Genomic DNA, 18,822 nt, shown 5'->3' on the forward strand with positions numbered 1-18,822 from the left:
CTCGGTTCAGATCAAACGAAGACCCGTGCCAGTGTCGCGACCGCGAGCGCAGTTGCGGCCCGCTTCGGGCCTGCAAGATCCGACGTGGTTCCGCCAGGCACCATCAGGTTGATCCGGTTGAGGTCCGTTGCATCCAGATGATCGAGATCGGCCGATTTGGCGGCTTCCTCGGCCGACAGGCGGATTTCGTCGAGCATGCGCACAAGGCCCTGCCAGATATGGATAGGAGGAGCCTCGCTCGTATTGCACCAGCGAAGAATTTCATCTTCAGATACATTGAGCACCATCGCAGCCTCACTCGTATCGAGACCGAGATATGTCATCATATCACTGAAGTTACTCATTCTTTTCCCCAAGACGCTCTGCGCCCCAAACACCAGAACCTACATTTTGCACTGCAATATGGCAAAAATCCAGTTCTTTACGGGAATTGAGTTAACCAATGCGCCGGCAAAGCAGGCGGACAGCAACGCAATGCTGCGATTCTTGGCGGTTCTCTTGGTATTTTTGGCAAGAGGGAGCCATTGCAATTGACCAGCGCACTGGGTGGAAGAGCCAATTATCTGAAATATCTGATGAAAATTGATATCGGTGGAAAACGGTCGCCTGCCCGATTGTCCGGTTCGGTTAATGATAGGTTTATCCGACCAAATCAACCTGACCAATTGTGCCGCCGGACTCTTTGATGAAGTTCAAGGGAAAATCCTTCATTGCCATCGTTCTGAGCCCGGAGCCGCCCTTCGCGGACTGGTTCCGTGAAATCGACCGGATCATCGAACGCTCACCGGGATTTTTCATCGACCGGCCCATTATTCTGGACGTTCGGGGAACCAAGATTCCGATTGAAGAGCTGGAACAGCTTCTTGCCGAACTTGCCGAACGCTCGATCCGGGTGATGGGAATCGACGGTGTCGCCGGAACACGCCTGAAAGCCGGCATGCCGCCGAGCTTTTCCGGTGGCCGTCTGGCGTCCGACGTGGATGTCCCGACCCCTGCAAACGCTTCGGCCGCGGCTGGAAACGGTTCTGAAACCGAAAAGCCGGACGCCAAGGACGCAGATGGCTCGACCAGGAACACAACTGCAAAGTCCAAGAAGACAGCCGCTGAGCCCAAAGCCAAGGAGAGCAAGGCAAACGGTGACAGCGATGTCGAACCGGAAGCGTGGGAAACCTCGCCGGCCAGCATCGCAAGCGGATCTTCCATCGTGATTACCGAACCGGTGCGCTCGGGCCAGAGCATCCTGCATCCGGAAGGCGACGTCACTGTCATCGGCTCCGTGAGTTCCGGCGCCGAAATAATCGCCGGTGGCTCGATACACGTTTACGGCGCCCTGCGCGGACGTGCATTGGCCGGTGTCGCAGGGAAAGACAGCGCCCGTATCTTCTGTTCCAAGCTGGATGCGGAGCTGGTTTCCATCAACGGGCTCTACAAGGTCGCGGACGATTTCGATGGCGCCCTGCGCAACGCACCTGCGCAGATCCGCTTCGAAAACGAAACCCTCGTCTTTGAAGAGCTGAACTAACCACAGGGCCGGCTGCAGAAGGCCGCCGGACTGACAACAAAAACAGGACGAACACCATGAGCAACGCTACTGTCGTTGTGGTCACGTCAGGCAAGGGCGGCGTGGGCAAAACCACCACCACCGCAGCTATCGCCTCGGCGCTTGCCAAAGAAGGCTACCAGGTCTGCGCCATCGACTTCGACGTCGGGCTGCGCAACCTCGACCTGATCATGGGTGCGGAACGGCGGGTCGTGTTCGACCTCGTCAACGTGGTGCGCGGCGAAGCTTCGATCAAACAGGCGCTGGTGCGCGACAAGAAGCTGAACAACCTCTACCTGCTGCCGGCCTCCCAGACCCGGGACAAGGATGCATTGACCGAAGAGGGCGTTGCCAGCGTCATCAGCGAATTGCGGATGTATTTCGACTGGGTGATCTGCGACAGCCCTGCGGGCATCGAACGCGGCGCGACGCTGGCGATGCGCCATGCGGATGAGGCCATCATCGTGTCCAACCCGGAAGTGTCGTCCGTACGCGACTGCGACCGGATCATCGGCCTGCTCGACGCGAAGACAAAGATCGCCGAAGACGGCGGCCGGATGCCGAAGCACCTGATGATCACCCGTTACGACACCGAGCGTGCCAAGACTGGTGACATGCTGGCAACCGACGATGTCGTCGACATTCTCTCCGTGCCGCTCATCGGCGTCGTGCCGGAAAGCAAGGACGTGCTGAAAGCGTCGAACGTCGGTCTGCCGATCACGCTGTCGGACGAAAATTCGCCTGCTGCCAAGGCCTATACCGAGGCCGTGCGCCGTCTGCTGGGTGAAAATATCCCGGTCACGATCCCTGAGGAAAAGAAGGGCCTGTTCGGCAAGTTCTTCAAGGGGAGGGCCGCATGAACATCCTGAGCCTCTTTGGCAAAAGAGGTGAAAGTGCCTCTGTTGCCAAGAACCGGCTGCAAATTCTGCTGGCGCACGAACGGGCCGACGACGGCTCCGACGCGGTCCTGATCTCAAGTCTGCGGGAAGACATCCTGGCCGTCGTGGCAAAGCGCGTTGCGATCGACCCGGACTCCGTCCGTCTCGAAATGGACAGGACCGGTGACGTCACCACGCTCGGCATCGATATCGAATTGCCGCCAGCGAAAGCCTCCTGACGTTCAAGACCGGCCTTCTGGCCGGTCTTTTCCTATCAGCCTGGCTGAGCTGCCGACTGAATGGGGACATGCCGGAAATCCAGCAGGTCGGAAGAATAGACCGCGACCTGTGCCCTGCCCCGCCGTTTCGCCGAATAAAGTGCAACATCCGCCTGGCGAAGCAGTTCCGAAGGCTTGTGCGAAAAAGCGACGCCGACACTGGCCCCGAACGTATAGGTGGCGCCGTCAAGGTTCACTGGCCGGCTGAGTTGTTCCACGATTGCCCGGCTTGCCGAAAGCACCCGCTCGCGCCGTGCCCTGCCGAACACAATGACGAACTCATCCCCGCCCAGCCTGACCACCGTGTCGTCCGCATTGACAAGGCCGGTCAAAGCTTCCGCGACATGCAAAAGCACCAGATCCCCTGTTTCATGGCCGTAGGTGTCGTTTATTTCCTTGAACCGATCAAGGTCGACATAGAGCAGCGCGTGACCGTCCGCCAACGGCTTGACGTCCTGCAGGAGCGCCAGCTTTTCATCCAGCAATCGCCTGTTGCCCAACCCCGTCAGAGGGTCGCTCCTGACCTGATTGGCCAGCAGTTCCTTGACCTTGTCCGCCTGGTGTTTGGCTTCCGCAAGCGCCCGGACTGTATCTGTTGCACGGTGGAAGAACATGCGCGCTGACAAGTACATGCCGAGATAGACCGCCAGCACCCCAAGGGCCAGAAGAGGCAACATCCGAAATCCGGCCAGTTCCGGGTTCCAAACGAAAAACCCGAGGTGCCGCCTGTCCACGGTCTCAATGTCGTATCCAGCCTGCCAGAAGGCCGGGGGTATTTGCGCCAACCCAAGACCGGGCAAGTGATATTTCTCCGCCATATCCGCCAGGACTGAGGCATTGATAGGCCGTGCGAAGACCAGCACATGATCGGTACTGGTGTCGCTGTCCTCTGTGTAGGACGTCAGCAAAACAGCGCTGGCGAGGTAAAGCGTCTCAAGGTTCCCAACCAGACCTGTTGCCGGAACCGGCGCCTCATCCTGCGGCGTATTTCGGGCATCGGCAATCAGAACGCTCATCGAAGGCCCATAGCGAACCCGCAAGTCCGTATTGGCGACCTTGCCTTCCACCACATGAACCTTGGGCTGGTTGTTGCCATCCAGCAGGTGGATCCCGTCGATCTGCAGTTCTTCCTGCATGTAGTCGACAAAGGTTTCCCGTATCCAGGTCATGTCAAAGGATTCGACAAGGTTTTCGACCGCGTCGTTCCAATAGCCGTACTCAAGCGTGATGTCCGCCAGATGATCGGAGCGATCGCCAAGCATGGCCGTGAAAATATGTTCTGAAGATCGGATGGAATTGCGGTCAAGGGTCCAGGAAAGGAACGACACAAATGCCATCAGGCTCACCGCGCTGATGATCACGGTTATCCAGAACGGCTTGGACAGACGGCGGATTTCTACCGCTTGCGCTTCGCCCTTGACCTTTTGAAGCGGCGGCGAACCATGCCCGACAGGCTCGTATCGCACTTGCTTATTCGCTCTCTTAGCTGCATTCCAGCTGGAATACCTATATTCCGGCAGCTGCAAGTATCCTAGAGAAGCCTTTCAGCTCTATCAACACAAGAAATATTATTTAAAATCAATACTTAGCCAAATATTTCACAAATACTCGACCTGAATGACAATCACCGTTAAAAATTACAATAAATTATCCTCAAAACAACTTTCATGAATACGCATTAGTCACGAGCCAACTTCTGAAACTCGAAATCGTTTCTTGTGAAAAACCCAAGCGAGATAACATAGCCCCCCGTGGACAGCGCACAGTTCGTCGGGCGCGGCGAAGAGCCGGATAAAGGTTGAGGCCAGCCAGGTGGTCCGGCTCCCATGCTCATTCCTCTCAGCCCCTGAGGTCGCCCCAGCTCAATAACACTGAGGTTCAGTGAACGGAGAAAAGCTGGAGCCGGGTTTTCCGGTTACGCCTCGTAGACGATCTCGCGGGTTTCTCGGAATTTCACGTCCGGGAACTTTTCGGTTACGTGACCGATTTCCCAGGCGTTCTTGAACAGGAACACCGGCTTGTCGTCACGGTCGTTGGCGATCGACATGCGGTGGCCTTCCAGCATCTTCTGCAGGGTCTGGCTGTCGGTTTCGATCCAGCGGGCGGTGGTGTAAGGCACTGCTTCGAAGCCGATTTCAGTGCCATACTCCGCCTTCAGCCGATCCACCACGACATCAAGCTGCAGTGCGCCGACCACGCCGACGATCCAGTTGGAGCCGAGATCCGGTTTGAAGATCTGCACCAGACCTTCTTCTGCCAGGTCCTGAAGGCCCTGGCGCATCTGTTTGACGCGCATGGTGTCGGACAGGCGTACACGGCGCAGGATTTCCGGTGCGAAGGCCGGCAGGCCGGTGACGTGGATGTTCTCGCCCTCGGTCAATGTGTCGCCAACACGCAACTGGCCATGGTTGGGAACACCGATGACGTCGCCCGGATAGGCAAGGTCGGCGATTTCCCGTTCCTCGGCAAAGAAGAAGATCGGTGCGGAAACGGCAATCTGCTTGTCGGCGCGCACGTGCTTCAGCTTCATGCCACGCTTGAAGGTGCCGGAGCACAGGCGCACGAAGGCAATGCGGTCGCGGTGCTTGGGGTCCATGTTTGCCTGCACCTTGAAGACGAAGCCCGTGACCTTGTCTTCCTGCGGCATGATTGTGCGCCCGCCTGTCGCCGGCTGCGAATGCGGCGGCGGGGCGAAGTCGGCGATGAAATCGAGCACTTCCTCGATGCCGTAGTCGCGCAGCGCCGAGCCGAAGAAAACCGGCGTCAGGTGCCCTTCCAGGAAGCTTTCCTTGTCGAATTCGGCGTAGCCTTCGGCGCCCAGTTCGACGTTCTCGGTCAGTTCATCCATGATCCGGTCGAACACGGTGCCGGTCAGGACCTCGTCATCAAGACCGGAAACGTCCTTGGTCTGGGTAAAGGCACCACCGCGCTCGCCGTCGGACGTGTGGAATTTCTTCTTCTGCCAGTCATAGACACCGAAGAAGTCCGAGCCCATCCCGACGGGCCATGTCTGCGGAGAGACGTCGAGAGCCAGCGCCTCCTGTACCTCGTCCAGAATCTCCAGCGCATGCCGGCCTTCACGGTCGATCTTGTTGACGAAGGTGATGATCGGGATGTCGCGCAGGCGGCAGACTTCGAACAGCTTGCGTGTCTGGGTTTCGATACCCTTTGCAGCGTCGATCACCATGATGGCCGCATCGACGGCAGTCAGCGTGCGATAGGTGTCTTCGGAGAAGTCCTCGTGACCCGGAGTATCGAGCAGATTGTAGACGATGCCCTTGCGCTCGAAGGTCATGACGGAAGACGAGACGGAAATGCCGCGTTCCTGCTCGATCTTCATCCAGTCGGACCTTGCGCGGCGGCGCTCGCCGCGAGCACGCACCTGACCGGCTGCCCGGATCGCGCCGCCTGAAAGCAGCAGCTTTTCAGTCAGGGTCGTCTTACCGGCATCCGGGTGTGAAATGATCGCGAAGGTGCGCCGGGACTGATAAGGCGCCGTGCCGTTTAGGCCAGTCATGAAGATCTCCTGATCCCAAATCCGGCGGGGCCGCGCAAACACGCCGGGAAAACCGGGGCGCAACCTTCCACTCAGAGCCGGACGGATTGATGTTTCGTTGGCGGAAGGTCATAGAGAGAATTCTTGAAGATTTCCAGTAGAGAATCGCCGATTTGCCCCGACAGTCCAAGGAGACCCCATGAGCCGAAGCAAATGTCTGATCGTCGGCCTGGTGATGATTGCCGCCACAGCGGCCATTCTCCTGGCCATGGGGCGGATCCCGATCTGTGATTGCGGCTATGTCCTGTTGTGGACACCGGCCAGCGATGTCGCCGGTTCCTCGCAACATATCGCCGACTGGTACACGCCCTCGCATATCATCCACGGCTTCCTGTTCTATCTGTTCCTGTGGCTGGTCTTCAGACGCAGTTCCGTCGGTGAGCGCGCGCTCGGAGCGATCTTCATCGAAGCAGCCTGGGAAATCGTCGAGAACAGCCCCTGGATCATCGACAGGTACCGCGAAGCGACCATTGCCGTTGGTTACACCGGTGACAGTGTCCTGAATTCCGTCTTCGATATTCTCTGGATGCTCGCCGGCTTCTTTTTTGCCTGGCGCATGCCGGTCTGGGTCACGATCCTGGTCGGGATTGCCTTCGAATTGCTTGCGCTCTGGGTGATAAAGGACAATCTGACGCTGAACGTTCTGATGCTGGTCTACCCGGTCGAGGCGATCAAGGTCTGGCAAGGCGGGTAGGCACAGCCACCCGTTTCCACCCCTCCTACGCCGTTATCGTTGAGCCTGACGAGAGAAATACATCCGAGTGAAGCTCAGAGCTGAAACAGCTTGTGCTTTTTCAGAAGCTCGATCAGCACTTCGCGGGCATCCTGACGATGAAGATGATGGCGCTGGCGTGCTGCCTGGGCGTCGCCCTTGCGGATCGCGTCGAAGACAGCCCGGTGGTCTTCGTTGGACTTGACCGGCAGCGGGCGAATGTAAAGCGTCATGGCGCGTGCCCGGCGCACCTGATTGGACATCATCGAGACGATGGACTGGACACGCGAGTTGCCACCGAGGCGGACAAGTTCCGTGTGGAAGGCATCATCGGCTATCGCCCAGGCTTCCCGGTCCTCACGCTCCAATGCATCTTCCATGGCCTCGATCGCCTGCTTGAGATCCACAAGATCCGTTTCCGAATAGCCTTGTTCAGCGGCTTCTTCGGCAGCAAGGCTCTCCAGTTCGGTCAGGATGGCGTAGATTTCCTCCATGTCCTTCAACGACAAGGTGGCGATGCGAACACCCTTGCGTGGTCGCACCTCCAGAAGGCCTTGCTGGGCCAGCATCAAGGTTGCCTCGCGCACCGGTGTGCGGGACATGCCAAGCCGGTCGGCAAGTTCGCTTTCGAGATGATCGGAGCCTGCCGCCAGTTCACCGTCGAAAATGAGCTGGCGGATCTGTTCCATGGCCTGCGTGGTGATGGTCTTTTGTTTCGGAGCCTCAAGCACAGTCAAACTCCCGGATTTTCTGCCCCTTGCGATCCGCCTCATAGATGGCCTGTTCGATTGCAATCACCTTCAGGTAGCTCCGCGCCTCGTTTTCCAGCGGCTTTCCATCCAGGAGACCGTCTACAACATGGCTTATCAGATTCTTGACGCAATCGCCGCCAAAGCCAGGCCAATCCTGTGCCACCAGCAGAAGAGTTTCGTCCTTGTCGCCGAAATGGCGCAAGCGCACCGAGCCGTCGCCTTTCAATGTCAGCGTTCCCCGGGTGCCCTCCAACAAAGCTTCACCGAGTGTGGTTCTGCAATTTTCGGCGGCGTGGTCCAGAAGCCTGTTGCCGTCGAAGAGCGCTCTCACCCCGTTTGAATAGTCGAAAATGAAATAGCCGGCGTCCTCTCCCTTGATGGCCGGGTTGAGCCTGCGAAGATCCGCATAGACCGCCTCGGGCTCGCCGATCAGGTAGCGAAACGTATCGATCCAGTGAACGCCGGTTTCATGGATCAGCAACCTGGGCATTTCCTGAAAATATGGCTGCCGGTCCAGGTAGGCCTTCGGCCCCTGCCCGTCCCCTGTGCGTAGCCGGAAAGTTACCTGCAGCAAATCGCCAAGCAGTTGCCGTTCCAGAGCCTGTCGGATTGTCCGGTACCAGGGCTGAAAACGGAAGTTTTCATGGATGACGATAATCACGCCGGCTTCTTCTGCCAGCTCGGTTGCCTTCCGGGCTTCCTCGAGCGAGGTACAGAACGGTTTCTGACAGATGATCGTCTTCACCCCCTTCCTGATTGCAAGCTCGATGGCGCTGAAATGCGTCGGCGGTGGCGTGATGATGTCCAGCAGATCGGGTTTCGCCATCTTCAGCATGCACTCCAGATCACTGAAGGCAGTCAGTCCAGTGGCCTTCGCCTTCGCGGGATCCTGATCACAGGAACCGACCAGCCGAACCCGTTCGACCCTGCGCCAGGCATCATAGTGAAACTGGGCAAAGTAGCCCGCTCCAAGACAGGCAACGCGTAACGTGTCCGAGACGCCCAGGTCTTTTGCAGAGCCGTCGTTCATCTTTTTTCGTCCTCCCGCACACTCCTGAAATCGGCAGAAGACCCGAGGGCTTTCCCTGTTTCGAAGCGGCAATTCCATCATTGGATTTTTGATAGTCGACATTAGCGCCGTTGACAAGGGATTGGTTAGCGTATACGCAATCGAATGTGTAAATTGATACGGCCTTGGAGCGGCCGTGGGAGGAGATTGAAATGCTTGACAAGAAATCCTTGAGCCGCCTGCTGATGAGCGCGGCAATTCTCACAATGGGCATGAGCGGCGCGCAGGCTGTCGAAACCTTGCGATTCAGCCATACGGACAACCCTGGCGGATCCCGTCAGCAGGCTGCGGAACTGTTTGCGGAGAAGGTCGCGGAATATACGGACGGCCGTTACGAAGTTCAGATCTTCCCGTCCGGATCGCTCGCAAACGATCCGAAAGCCATTGAACTGCTGCAGCTTGGCGGCATCGACTTCACGGTCTCGGCCACGGGCAGCTACGCCACGCACATGCCGACGCTGAACCTCACGGCCATGCCGTTCCTGGTCGACACCTACGAGCAGGGTTGGGAACTCTATGACAATTCCGAATGGCTGCAGGGAGAATTCGCCAAGCTGCCGGAAAAGGGTTTCCGGGTACTGTCGACTTGGGAAGCCGGGTTCCGCAGCTTCACCACCAACGAACCGCTGAATTCGCCAGAAGACGCCAAGTCCATGAAAATGCGCGTCTTCCCGAACGACATGATCCGCTGGTCGATGGAAGCCATCGGCTTCCAGACGGTCGTCATGCCGATTACCGACGTCTACATTTCCATTCAGCAGGGCATCGTCAACGGCCAGGAGAACCCGGTCGACACCATCAAGTCACTGCGGTTCTATGAAGTTGCGCCCTACATCACGCTGACACGCCACGTCTACAGCCCTCTGCCCCTGACGGTGGCCGAAAAGACCTGGCAATCCTTTTCCGACGAAGACAAGGAAGCCGTGATGAAAGCTGCAGCCGATTCCGCAGCCTTCAGCCGAAACCTCGTCAAGAGTTCGGTCGAAAGCCAACTCACGGAAATGCAGGAATCCGGCGCCACGGTCAACGTTCCCGATATCGCGCCGTTCCGCGAGGCGGTGCAATCGGTCTACGCAAAGGCCAAGGATGTCTACGGCGAGGAAGCGGTCGACCAGATCCTGTCAGATGCTGCAGCGATCCGCGAAAAACTCCCGGCCCAGAACTGATCAGGCAACGAGATCAACGCACGGGTGATCGAGCCGGTTGCCCGTAGAACAGTTGATCGTTTCTTGTGGGTCGGAGCGCCGAACGGCGTTCGAAAGAACGCAGGGTGCTCCGGGGCTCAACTGCCGGAACCGCACGTCACGCGGCGGTTCCGGCCCTTTTCAAAAAGAGACGACCCTTGGATTACCGAGATCACTATCCGGCTGCGCTTCGCTGGCTCAGTCACCTGGTCGATATATGCCTGGCGCTCGGCGGCTTTTCGATCGTCACCCTGGTGTTCTGCAACGCCTGGCTTCGCGGCTTCGCCGGCTTCGACCTCGCATGGTCGCTGGAAGTGACCAGCTTCCTGCTGCTCTGGAGCACCTTCATCGGCTGTGCGGCAGCGGTTGCCCGGGGCGCACACATGCGCGTTACCGAAGTTGTCGAGAAACTGGTGCCGCTGACGGGTCAACGTGTCTTGTCGATCGCAATTGACGTGATCATCGTCGTCCTGCTGCTCAGCCTGATCTACACCGGTGTCAATATCTCGATCCATACCTGGGCACAGAAGACAACCGTTCTCTACTGGCCTGTCGGTCTGCTCTACGCGTCCATGCCAGCCGGCATGACACTGACCCTGATCTTCCATCTCTTCAACATGGTCTACGACCTCAAAAATCCTGTCGTTCCTCATGCAGCACACTCAGATGGCGGCGAGGCCCTCTCATGATCCTGATCTTCGTTGTTGCGGTCTTCCTGACCTCCGTTTTCATCGGCATTCCGCTGGTCTGGGCAATTCTGATCACCGCTGTCCTGCCGATCATCGTCTTTGATCTCGGCTATCCCTTGCAGGCACTGTTCCTGAATTTTATCGGCGGGGTGGAGCCGAACCACTTCCTTGCGATCCCGCTCTTTATCGTCGCCGGGGAAATGATGAGCCGCGGAGGTGTCGGCCTGCGCATCATCGGCTTTGCAAGGGCTGCCTTCGGCTTCATGGCAGGCGGGCTCGGCATGGTCGTCGTCGGCGCATCCATGATTTTCGGCGGCATTTCGGGTTCGGCCATTGCCGACAGTGCAGCCATCGGTTCGGTCATGATCAAGAACATGTCCCGCGAGGGCTACAACACCGCCTTCGCCGCCGGTCTGGTGGCTGCAGCCGGGACGATCGGCATCATCATCCCACCATCCATTCCGATGCTGATCTACGGCTTTGTCGGCAACGTTTCGGTTGCCGATCTCTTTCTCGGTGGCATGGTTCCCGGCATTCTGTTCGGCGCCCTGTTCATGGCGGTTTGCTATTATGTCGGCAAGACCACCAAGTGCGACCCCGGTGGGCGCACCACGACCTTCAAGGAATTGACCAGTTCCTTCATCGGTACCGCCCCTGCCCTGTTCATGCCGATCGTGATCCTCGGCGGCATTTTCACCGGCTGGGTAACACCTACGGAAGCCGCGGCCCTTGCCGTCGTCTACGGCCTGTTCGTCACAACTGTTGTCTACCGGGACTTCAAACTCCGCGATCTGCCGCGTCTTCTTATCGACAGCTTTGTCACCAGCGCGGTGGTGATGGTCGTGATCGGTGCAACGACAGTCCTTGGCTGGCTGATCACGCTTGAACAGATGCCCCAGATCCTGGTTGGTTTCGTGCAGGCGTTTTCAACCGGACCCTGGATGTTCCTGTTGCTGGTCAACGTCGTGCTTCTGGTCCTCGGCCTCGTTCTCGATCCGGTTCCTGCAATCCTGCTGACGGCACCGCTGTTCCTGCCGACCGCACAAGCCTTCGGTGTCGATCCGGTCCATCTGGGTGTGATCATGACCTGCAATGTGGCCGTCGGCCTGTTCACACCTCCGGTTGGCGCAACGCTTTATGTTGCCTCGCGGATATCCGGCGTCGGTGTTTTGTCGATCGCCCGCAACATGGCACCGCTCTACATAGCCGCAATCGCCGCCCTGCTCGCCGTGACTTACATACCCTTCCTGTCGATGGGTATGGTGAACCTGTTCCGCTGAGGAGAACAACATGTATGCCGTAACGGTGGTGTTTCAGATCAAGGCCGAGACGGTGGAGGATTTTCTGCCGCTCATGATCGCAAACGCCGAAGCGTCCCTGAAGGACGAACCCGGATGCAGGCAATTCGACGTCTGCACCGACCCTGATCGCCCCGGCGATGTGTTTCTCTATGAACTTTATGACGATGCCGACGCCTTTCAGGCGCACCTGCAAACCCCTCACTTCAAGTCGTTCGATGCAAAGGTTGCCGGGATGATCGCGCAGAAAACGGTCCGAACCTACGCGAAGGTGGCCTCATGAGCCCCTGGCAGGTTTTCGCGGTCAAATATGCCGACAGGAATGCGCGCACGCGCAAGGACAGTTTCCTGTTCGACGACAACCACGACCAGCCACACGAGATGGATTACTTCATCTGGGTGCTGCGGCGGCAGGACGAGATCATTCTGGTCGACACAGGTTACGACGGCGAGGAAGGCGCGCGGCGCGGCCGTCCTGTCCGGCTCAATCCGGTAGAGGCCCTGGCCCCTCTCGGCATAGAACCTGAGGCTGTGACGACCATCATCGTCACCCATCTGCATTATGACCACGCGGGCGGCTTGAAGCATTTTCCCAATGCCACCATCCATCTGCAGGCAGCGGAAATGGCTTTCGCCACAGGTCCCTGCATGTGCCAGGGCGCGATGAAGGCTCCCTACACCGCGGACCATGTCTGTGAAGCTGTGCAAAGGCTCTACTCTGGCCGGGTAATCTTTCATGAAGGAGATGGCGAAGTCCGGGAAGGACTTACAGTTCATCGCATTGGCGGGCACAGCAAGGGGTTGCAGGCGGTTCGTGTACTGACAGAAGCTGGCTGGATGTGCCTGGCTTCCGACGCAGCGCACTACTACGAGAATTTCCTGGAAGCCAAACCGTTCCCGATCGTGGTCGACATGCAGGACATGCTGGATGGTTTTGGAACCATTCAGCACCTTGCCAGCTCGATAGACCTTGTTGTGCCGGGACATGATCCCCTGGTGCGAACGCTCTTTCCGCAACACGGCCCGGACCACATCTTCCGTCTCGACCGTGGTCCGCTCAAGGGGATCCGCTCATGAATCTGGGCGTGATCGCGGATGATTTTACCGGAGCCTCCGACATTGCATTGATGCTGTCGGAAGGCGGCATGACGGCGGCTCAATATGTCGGTGTACCCGATGTTCCGGCACTAGCGTCGGTGGACGCCGGCATCATCAGTCTGAAGTCCCGAACGATCCCAGCTGCAGAGGCAGTTGCCCAGTCCCTGCGAGCCTGCGACTGGCTGACCGGTCAGGGATGCAAGCAGATTGTCTTCAAGATCTGTTCGACGTTCGATTCGACCGACGAAGGCAATATCGGCCCGGTGGCGGAAGCCCTTGCCGACAGGCTTGGCGAGACATGTGTGATCGTCTGCCCGGCCTTTCCGGAAAACGGACGAACCGTCTACCAGGGACATCTCTTCGTCGCAGACAGGCTTTTGAGCGAAAGCGGCATGCGCCACCATCCGTTGACGCCAATGGGCGACCCGGACATCCGGCGGGTGCTGGCTCGTCAGACGTCCTGGGCAGTCGGTCATGTCTCCCTCGATCACGTGGCAGATGGTCCGGCGGCAATCAACCTCGCCTGCCCTGCCGACGGCAAGTCGATGGTGATTGTGGATGCAATCCGCAACGATGATCTTGCAACCATTGGGCGGGCAATCGCCGCGCGAAAGCTTCTTGTCGGGGGCTCGGGCATAGCCCTCGGTTTGCCCAAGAACTTTGGCCACGCGCCTGCGGTCGCCAACTGGACCGGACATTCGGGCAAAGCCGTGGTTCTGTCCGGTTCATGTTCAGTGGCAACTCGCGCCCAGGTGGCGAGCTACAAGGCCATTGCGCCCTCGCGTGAACTGACTGTCGACGACATCATGGCGAAGGCACTGTCGGTGCAGGAAATCGCCGGCTGGGTACTTCGCCAGGACGCTTCGCCCCTGCTTTATTCCTCCGCCGACCCGGAGGCGGTGGGTGCTGCCCAACAAAAATACGGCAGGGAAAAAAGCGCGGCGGTGATTGAGGAGTTTTTTTCCGATCTGGCGGCGTCACTGTTCAGCGCCGGTGTCAGCCGAATGGTGGTCGCCGGCGGCGAAACGTCAGGGGCCGTTGTTTCCGGTCTCGGGGCAAACACGCTGGATATCGGTCCGAAGATTGCGCCGGGTGTTCCCGCGCTCAAGGTGAGCGGTCAGCCGCTGGCGCTGGCGCTGAAATCCGGCAACTTCGGTGGACCGAACTTCTTCTCCGAGGCGCTCAGCGTTCTGGAGACAAGCCGATGAGCGAAAGCGCAACAACCCGCGAACAGATTTGCCTGATGGCAAAATCGATGTTCGACCGTGGTCTGACACATGGATCGACCGGCAATCTCTCCGTTCGTCTGTCGGATGGCACATTGCTCGTTACCCCGACCGGCTCCTCCATGGGGTTTCTGGACCCGGCCCGGATCAGCCATCTTTCTGCCCACGGCGAACTGCTTTCGGGTGACAGGCCGACGAAGGAAATCCCGCTTCACACGGCTTTTTACGAGACCCGCCATTCGGCAGGTGCGGTCGTGCATCTGCATTCGTGCCACTCGGTCGCACTTTCCCTGTTGCCGGAGATTGATCCGGACAACGTTCTGCCACCCCTGACGGCGTACGGGATCATGCAGCTCGGCAAGGTGAAGCTTCTGCCGTTTTTCGTGCCGGGAGATCCGGCAATGGGAGACGCGGTCCGAGGACTTGCAGGCCGTCGTTCTGCCGTTCTGCTGGCCAACCACGGGCCCGTTGTTGCCGGCCGGGATCTGGCTGCCGCCGTCCATGCCATGGAAGAGCTGGAAGCAACAGCCAGGCTTGCCCTTCTGCTTCGCGGCACTGCCGCAACGGCGCTCAATCCGGACCAGATCGGCCGGATCGTCGAGCGCTACGACGTTGATTGGATTTGAGGAACAGTCCCATGAAAATTGCCCTGATAAAAGGTGACGGTATTGGCGTCGATGTGGCGGAAGCAGCCATTGCCGTGCTGGAAACAGCCTTGAAGCACACGGGAGAACCCGCGCCCCGCTATGACGAGATCCAGGCAGGGGCGGGTTACTTCAAGGAGACCGGCCTCGACATCGAAGACGGCGGAGAGGAACGCGCGGGGCTTGCCGATGCAATTTTCCTTGGGGCCATCGGCCTTCCCTCTATCCGGCATGCAAACGGCACGGAGATCTCGCCGCATTTGCGCCTGCGCGATCGCTTTGGGCTTTATGCGGGTGTTCGCCCGGTCAAAGCCTATCCCAACGCACCGCAAAGGCTCGCCGATCCGCGCGCTGCCGGTATCGATCTCGTTATCCTGCGGGAATCTACCGAAGGGCTGTTCTACTCTGCAGCAGCACACAAGCGCAGCCTCGTAGTCAATGATGACGAAGTGCAGGACGTTTTGCGCATCACGCGCAAAACCACCACCAAGCTGCATCGCTTTGCATTCAACCTTGCCCGCAAACGGCGCGAGCGAGGCCATCCGGGGAGGCTCACCTGTGTCGACAAGGCGAATGTGTTCACCTCTCTGGCCTTCTTCCGCCAGATCTTCGACGAAGTGAAATCGGAATTTGCCGACGTGCCTGTCGGCTACAATTACGTCGACGCACAAGCGCTCGACCTGGTGCGCAAGCCCTGGGAGTTCGACGTTCTGGTGATGGAAAACATGTTCGGCGACATCCTTTCGGACCTTGCCGGTGGCCTGGTGGGTGGCATGGGCATGGCCGCCTGTGGGGAGATCGGCGACACCACCGGATTGTTTCAGCCAGCCCACGGCAGCGCCCCCGACATCATGGGAGAAGACAAGGCCAACCCGCTGGCCGCGATCTTGAGTGCTGCGCTGATGCTGGACTATCTCGCCGAGAAGTTGGACAAGCCCTCCCTTGCCGATGCCGCAGACCTGATCAACGGCGCAGTCGACACCGGCTTTCAGGAAAACGTGTTGCGACCGATGGAATTCGGAGGTGACATGGGAACCAGGGCGGTCACGAACCAGCTGCTTACGCTTATCGGTTCATCGACTGCGATCAGAAGGTCTGCCAGCGCCTAGTACGCACTGGCATCAAGCCGACAGCACGTCACTTCAGCTTGCGGGAAATGCCACCACAGCTCTCGCGCACGATGAGATCGCCGTGGAGCAGATGAGTGCGCGTTTCCAGGGACCGGTTCGCAAGGCGATCAAGCAGGATTGTCATGGCCTTTTCGCCGATATGTTGCCGGGGTTGGCGGATTGTCGTCAATCCGGGCGTGAAATTGTTGGCAAAGGGAATGTCGTCGAAACCAAGCACGGAGAAATCTTCCGGGACTCGGTAGCCACGCAGTTGAAGTGCCGAGATGACCCCGATCGCGGTGTTGTCGTTGAAACAGAAGAAAGCGGTCGGCAGGTCGTCCTTGATGAACAGCCGTTCGACGGCGGCACGCCCGCTCTCGCTGGAGCCGTCGCCCTCCACGCGCCAGTCGCGCAATGCCTCGGGTGATTCTCTCAACCCTTGCAGATATCCGGAATGGCGAAGATCGCTGCGGATGTCGGCGGGCCCGCCGGAAATATAGGTGATCCGCCGGTGCCCCAGGGAGATCAGATATTCGGTCGCCACCTTGGAGGCCGCGACATCATCCACGCCGACGTAGCTGATTTCGGGATTCGAGACCGGACGCTCGGTCGCAACGATCGGCGGCAGGTTGGTGAGCGGTGTTTGTGGCTGTCCGGCAACCGGAATATGCCCTGTCAGCAAGACAAGCCCGTCGGCCATGCCCGTCGACAGGAAACGCAGGTAGTTCTGCTCCAGTCCGCTGGTACCTTCGGTGTTGCCGATGAGGACACCATAACCACGGTCGTTTGCCGCCTTTTCCAGCCCTGTCAGAATGCCGGCAAAGTTTGGATCAGCAATGGAAGACGCCAGCACCAGCACCATCTGCGAGCGCTGCATGCGCAGGTTCTGCGCCATGGCGTTGGCGGTGTAGCCGGTCCGGGCAATGGCGGCCGTAACCTTCTTGCGCGTGCTCTCGGCAACCTTCTCCGGCGAGCGCAAGGCCCTGCTGACGGTCGCGATGGATACGCCCGCCAGTTTCGCAACGTCTTCAATGGTCGCCGGCCGCTCGCCCGGTTCGCTCATTTTCTATTTCCAGACATGCTGCGGTGCGGCCTCGTGGTAAGTCCATGAATCGCAACGCCATCTACGCTGTATAGAACGCATTGCACATAATGAAAAGGTTTACAGAGGCCAATGTAAAGGTTTACACGATCCATGAAAACGTTTACATCAAACGCACGGCGCCATTGAGGAAGAGGGCTTTGGCGCCTTGGGAGGAACAAGAATGAGCGTGGACACCACTGCTCCGGCAGCGGTCATCGAGGCCGTGAACATCAGCAAATCCTTTGGGCCGGTTCCCGTGCTGTTCAGTGTCAGCATGGACGTCCGCCCTGGCGAGGTTCATGCCCTGATCGGCGAGAACGGCGCCGGCAAGTCGACGCTGATGAAAATCCTCTCCGGGTTTCATGATCCGACCTCCGGCCAGATCCGTCTCGACGGCAAGCAGACCGACCTGCCCGCGAACGGTGGCGCAGAGAAACTCGGCGTCGTGCTGATCCACCAGGAGCTCAACCTCGCCGAACAGATGACGGTAGAGGAAAACGTGTTCCTCGGTCGCGAGATCAAATCCAACGGTTTTCTGGACAAGGCGGCCATGCAGGCAACCGTCCGGAAGTATCTGGACGAGATCGGCCTCGACATTTCCCCGACCGATCGCATTTCCGACCTTACCATCGCCCAGAAGCAGATGGTCGAGATCGTCAAGGCTGTCAGCCGGAACGCCCGCATCCTGATCATGGACGAACCAACCGCCGTTCTGACCGAAGAGGAAACCCAGGTTTTCTTCCGCCAGGTGGAAAAGCTGAAAGAAAGCGGCGTCGGCATCGTGTTCGTTTCGCACAAGCTCAACGAGGTGAAGGAGATTGCCGACCGCGTCACCATCCTGCGTGACGGTCAGTGGATCGACACGCGTGCCTCCAGCGACCTGACGCCGGACATGATGGCCCAGATGATGGTTGGCCGGGAGCTTTCCGATCTCTACCCGCCCATGCATGAGGCAGACGTCGATGCAGAGCTCGTTCTGGAAGTCCAGAACCTGCGTGCGCCGTCCGTCGACAATGTCAGCTTCAGCCTGCGCAAGGGCGAGATATTGGGCTTTTCGGGTCTGATCGGCTCCGGCAGGACCGCAGTCTTCGAGACGATTTGCGGCCTTGCCCCGTTTGAAGCAGGAACCATCAGGCTTTTTGGACGCGACACCGGCCCCATGACCGTCGCGCAGGCACGGGACCTTGGTTTGGCCTATCTCACCAAGGACCGGAAAGAAAAAGGACTGCTTCTCGACAAGAAGATGCGGCCAAACCTGACACTGTTCGCCCTGCCGAAATTCGTCCGCAATTTCGGTCTCGACAGCAAGGCGGAAGAATACGCGCTCAACCGTGCCATCCGCCGCTTCGATGTTCGGGCCCGCGACAAGGAAATCACAGTCGGCAAGCTGTCGGGCGGCAACCAGCAGAAGCTGCTGCTCGCCAAGATCATGGAATGCGATCCGAAGATCGTCATCATCGATGAACCGACCCGCGGTATCGATGTCGGCACGAAACAACAGATCTACCACTTCATCGCTGCCCTTGCCGCCGAAGGGGTTTCGGTCGTGGTCATCTCTTCGGAGATGCCGGAGATCATCGGTATTTGCCATCGGGTGGTGGTGATGCGCGAAGGCCATATCACCGGCGTTCTGACCGGCGATCACATCAACGAAAACGAAATCATGCGCTACGCCGCCGGGCTGAAACGGGAGGAACTCCATTGA

19 protein-coding genes are annotated in these 18,822 nt (G+C 58.7%); 13 read left to right on the forward strand and 6 right to left on the reverse strand.

Annotated features, from left to right (window positions below; translation table 11 throughout):
• Nucleotides 1–11: 11 nt before the first annotated feature.
• Entirely contained in the window at nt 12–344 is a 333-nt protein-coding gene (locus HEP89_RS00440) for a hypothetical protein (RefSeq protein ID WP_139314017.1), read from the reverse strand.
• A 341-nt stretch (nt 345–685) separates the two neighbouring features.
• On the opposite strand from HEP89_RS00440, the gene minC reads away from it, so the two are divergent.
• Genes minC through minE form a run of 3 tightly spaced genes read left to right on the forward strand, consistent with a single transcriptional unit; the run spans nt 686 to nt 2,657 of the window.
• Nucleotides 686–1,522 carry a septum site-determining protein MinC gene (minC, locus tag HEP89_RS00445; RefSeq protein ID WP_077290470.1) on the forward strand — a complete coding sequence of 279 codons (837 nt, stop codon included), beginning with the start codon at nt 686–688 and terminating at the stop codon, nt 1,520–1,522.
• 56 nt (nt 1,523–1,578) lie between these two features.
• Nucleotides 1,579–2,400: a septum site-determining protein MinD gene (gene minD / locus HEP89_RS00450; protein WP_006939389.1), complete on the forward strand. Its 822-nt coding sequence runs from the start codon at nt 1,579–1,581 to the stop codon at nt 2,398–2,400.
• Nucleotides 2,397–2,657 (forward strand): cell division topological specificity factor MinE, encoded by a 261-nt coding sequence (gene minE, locus HEP89_RS00455; RefSeq protein WP_023000012.1) that lies wholly within the window; start codon nt 2,397–2,399, stop codon nt 2,655–2,657. The genes minD and minE overlap by 4 nt, the downstream gene beginning before the upstream one ends.
• Before the next feature lie 35 nt (nt 2,658–2,692).
• Here minE and HEP89_RS00460 read toward each other — a convergent pair whose 3' ends face one another.
• Both HEP89_RS00460 and HEP89_RS00465 read right to left on the reverse strand, forming a co-directional pair.
• Nucleotides 2,693–4,162, reverse strand: a complete 1,470-nt coding sequence (locus HEP89_RS00460; RefSeq protein ID WP_168691069.1) for a diguanylate cyclase — start codon at nt 4,160–4,162, stop codon at nt 2,693–2,695.
• A 449-nt stretch (nt 4,163–4,611) separates the two neighbouring features.
• Complete coding sequence (locus HEP89_RS00465; RefSeq protein ID WP_031268973.1) at nt 4,612–6,213, reverse strand: peptide chain release factor 3; 1,602 nt, start codon at nt 6,211–6,213, stop codon at nt 4,612–4,614.
• A 178-nt stretch (nt 6,214–6,391) separates the two neighbouring features.
• Here HEP89_RS00465 and HEP89_RS00470 point away from each other — a divergent pair, with 178 nt between their 5' ends.
• Complete coding sequence (locus HEP89_RS00470; protein ID WP_055658489.1) at nt 6,392–6,946, forward strand: DUF2585 domain-containing protein; 555 nt, start codon at nt 6,392–6,394, stop codon at nt 6,944–6,946.
• A gap of 74 nt (nt 6,947–7,020) precedes the next feature.
• On the opposite strand, the gene HEP89_RS00475 is transcribed toward HEP89_RS00470, so the two are convergent.
• Nucleotides 7,021–7,695, reverse strand: coding sequence for a GntR family transcriptional regulator (locus HEP89_RS00475; protein ID WP_168691070.1), 675 nt, complete (start codon nt 7,693–7,695; stop codon nt 7,021–7,023).
• Nucleotides 7,688–8,746: a Gfo/Idh/MocA family oxidoreductase gene (locus tag HEP89_RS00480; protein WP_168691071.1), complete on the reverse strand. Its 1,059-nt coding sequence runs from the start codon at nt 8,744–8,746 to the stop codon at nt 7,688–7,690. Before HEP89_RS00480 ends, HEP89_RS00475 begins: the two co-directional genes overlap by 8 nt.
• A gap of 191 nt (nt 8,747–8,937) precedes the next feature.
• Between HEP89_RS00480 and HEP89_RS00485 the strand changes: the two genes are divergently transcribed.
• From HEP89_RS00485 to HEP89_RS00520, 8 genes are all read left to right on the forward strand, one after another.
• Entirely contained in the window at nt 8,938–9,951 is a 1,014-nt protein-coding gene (locus tag HEP89_RS00485; protein WP_168691072.1) for a TRAP transporter substrate-binding protein, read from the forward strand.
• 176 nt (nt 9,952–10,127) lie between these two features.
• Nucleotides 10,128–10,658, forward strand: a complete 531-nt coding sequence (locus HEP89_RS00490; RefSeq protein ID WP_062489626.1) for a TRAP transporter small permease — start codon at nt 10,128–10,130, stop codon at nt 10,656–10,658.
• Nucleotides 10,655–11,938: a TRAP transporter large permease gene (locus HEP89_RS00495; protein ID WP_023000004.1), complete on the forward strand. Its 1,284-nt coding sequence runs from the start codon at nt 10,655–10,657 to the stop codon at nt 11,936–11,938. The genes HEP89_RS00490 and HEP89_RS00495 overlap by 4 nt, the downstream gene beginning before the upstream one ends.
• 10 nt (nt 11,939–11,948) lie before the next feature.
• Nucleotides 11,949–12,239, forward strand: a complete 291-nt coding sequence (locus HEP89_RS00500; RefSeq protein ID WP_168691073.1) for a putative quinol monooxygenase — start codon at nt 11,949–11,951, stop codon at nt 12,237–12,239.
• Nucleotides 12,236–13,033: an N-acyl homoserine lactonase family protein gene (locus HEP89_RS00505; RefSeq protein WP_062489630.1), complete on the forward strand. Its 798-nt coding sequence runs from the start codon at nt 12,236–12,238 to the stop codon at nt 13,031–13,033. Before HEP89_RS00500 ends, HEP89_RS00505 begins: the two co-directional genes overlap by 4 nt.
• A complete protein-coding gene (otnK, locus tag HEP89_RS00510) occupies nt 13,030–14,262 on the forward strand; it encodes a 3-oxo-tetronate kinase (protein WP_168691074.1) in 1,233 nt (410 codons plus the stop codon). Before HEP89_RS00505 ends, otnK begins: the two co-directional genes overlap by 4 nt.
• On the forward strand, nt 14,259–14,906 hold the full coding sequence (gene otnC / locus HEP89_RS00515; RefSeq protein ID WP_168691075.1) for a 3-oxo-tetronate 4-phosphate decarboxylase: 648 nt from the start codon (nt 14,259–14,261) through the stop codon (nt 14,904–14,906). The genes otnK and otnC overlap by 4 nt, the downstream gene beginning before the upstream one ends.
• An 11-nt stretch (nt 14,907–14,917) precedes the next feature.
• Nucleotides 14,918–16,033 carry an isocitrate/isopropylmalate family dehydrogenase gene (locus tag HEP89_RS00520; protein ID WP_022999999.1) on the forward strand — a complete coding sequence of 372 codons (1,116 nt, stop codon included), beginning with the start codon at nt 14,918–14,920 and terminating at the stop codon, nt 16,031–16,033.
• Nucleotides 16,034–16,061: 28 nt separating this feature from the next.
• Here the strand turns inward: HEP89_RS00520 and HEP89_RS00525 are convergent, their stop codons facing one another.
• Nucleotides 16,062–17,096 (reverse strand): LacI family DNA-binding transcriptional regulator, encoded by a 1,035-nt coding sequence (locus HEP89_RS00525; protein WP_062489638.1) that lies wholly within the window; start codon nt 17,094–17,096, stop codon nt 16,062–16,064.
• Nucleotides 17,097–17,298: 202 nt separating this feature from the next.
• On the opposite strand from HEP89_RS00525, the gene HEP89_RS00530 reads away from it, so the two are divergent.
• The gene (locus HEP89_RS00530) at nt 17,299–18,822 is read left to right on the forward strand and encodes a sugar ABC transporter ATP-binding protein (RefSeq protein WP_168691076.1); all 1,524 of its coding nucleotides are present in this window, start codon (nt 17,299–17,301) and stop codon (nt 18,820–18,822) included.

Source organism: Labrenzia sp. 5N (assembly GCF_012395805.1).
Taxonomy (GTDB): Bacteria; Pseudomonadota; Alphaproteobacteria; order Rhizobiales; family Stappiaceae; genus Roseibium; species Roseibium algicola.